Annotated in this window: 1 protein-coding gene; it reads left to right on the top strand. The window is 58.4% G+C overall.

The window, feature by feature from the left end:
* Positions 1-96: 96 nt before the first annotated feature.
* Positions 97-1,745 (top strand): type VI secretion system Vgr family protein (locus EAE92_RS24000; RefSeq protein WP_214069851.1); only part of this gene is annotated, 1,649 nt, incomplete at its 3' end.

Genomic DNA, 1,745 nt, shown 5'->3' with positions numbered 1-1,745 from the left:
ATCGCTGATGGCAACTGGGACTTTATTGAAACAGTAGGAAGCGCCTCGCTTGCTACTGCACAGCCGTTTTATCTGATATCCGGGGAAAACCTATTAATGGATAGAAAAATGTTGCGGGCTCGCCAGCTGCGAGCGAGTCAAGCCGCGCTGCCGGGCCATGCCCGCTACCGCCTTGAAGTGCGGCGCTGTGGCGCCGAACTGGAGGTATTCAGCTTCACCGGCGAAGAGCGCCTGTGCGCGCCCTATTGCTACACCATTGATTTCACCAGCCCGACCCGGGATATCGACCCGGCGGTGATGCTGAACAAATCCGCCACGTTTATCTTGCAGGCGCCGGAAAACCCGGCACAGGTGCGTAAAGTGCACGGCGTCATCACCCGTTTTAACCGGATTGCCGCCTCGGCGGATGAAACGCGCTATCAGGTCTGTCTGGAGCCTTATCTGGCATTACTGCGCCACACCCGCCGCAGTGGGATTTACCAGCACCAGTCGGTGCCGGAAATCGTGGAAAAGGTTCTGCGCGATCGACACGAATTTCGCGGGCAGGATTTCCTGTTCACGCTGGCGCGGGAATACCCAAAACGGGAACTGGTGGTGCAGTGGCAGGAGAGCGATTTGGACTTTATCCAGCGCATTCTGGCGGAAGTGGGGATCTGGTATCGCTTCGAGATGGACAGCCGTCTGGGGATTGAAGTGGTGCGGTTTGGGGATAACCAGCGCAACTATCAGTACGACGTGCGCTTGCCGTTACGTGACCCGGCGGGCATGAATCACAGCGACCATGACTCGGTGTGGGACTTGCACGTTGAGCATCAGGTGGTGACGCAAGGCGTGAAAGTGCGGGACTACAACTATCGAGAAGCGGGGAACGACCTGCAATATCAGATCAGCCGGGATCGGGATACTACCGTGGTGGGGGAAGTTTACCGTTATGGCGACAACTTTCTTGAGCGGGGAGAACAGATCCAGCCCGAGCCGGAAACGGCGGGATTCTACGCCCGTTTGCACCATGAGCGCGACCTGTACCGGCAGCGCCTTGTCAGCGGCAAAAGTTCCTCCCCGGAGTTGGTCCCCGGCTTAGTGCTGGAGCTTGATGGAGAGAGACCGGCCGCGGTGGGAAAAGCGGGAGTGCTGATTGTCTCTATGCACAGCAGCGCCCGGCGTGACAGCAACTATCTGGTCAGTTTTAGCGGCATTCCGTACAGCGAAGTGTTGAGCTACCGGCCGGAGTTGCGAGCGCGGCCGGTGATTGCCGGTACCGTTCCGGCCCGGGTGACCAGCGACTGGCCGAACGACACTTACGGCCATATCGACACCACGGGCCGTTACCGCGTCAAATTTGATTTTGATTTGGATGAGTGGCCGTCAGGCAGAGAAAGCCTGCGGGTACGTTTAGCCCGCCCGTACGCCGGTAAAACGCACGGTTTTCACTGGCCGTTGATTCAGGGGACCGAAGTGGCGATCGCGTTTGAGCAGGGCAACCCGGATCGGCCCTACATTGCCCATGCGTTGCATGACTCCCGGCATGAAGACCATGTAACCCTCTACAACTACAAACGCAATGTGCTGCGCACGCCGGCCAACAACAAACTGCGCATGGACGATGAGCGCGGCAAAGAGCACATCAAACTGAGTACCGAATATGGCGGGAAAAGCCAGCTCAATCTGGGCCATCTGGTGGATGGACAGCGACCGCATCCCAATAAGCGCGGCGAAGGGTTTGAGTTGCGCACCGACGACTGGGG

Origin of the sequence: Photorhabdus hainanensis, from assembly GCF_018448965.1 — a bacterium.
GTDB lineage: Bacteria > Pseudomonadota > Gammaproteobacteria > Enterobacterales > Enterobacteriaceae > Photorhabdus > Photorhabdus akhurstii.
This window is presented reverse-complemented; position numbering and strand designations above follow the sequence as displayed.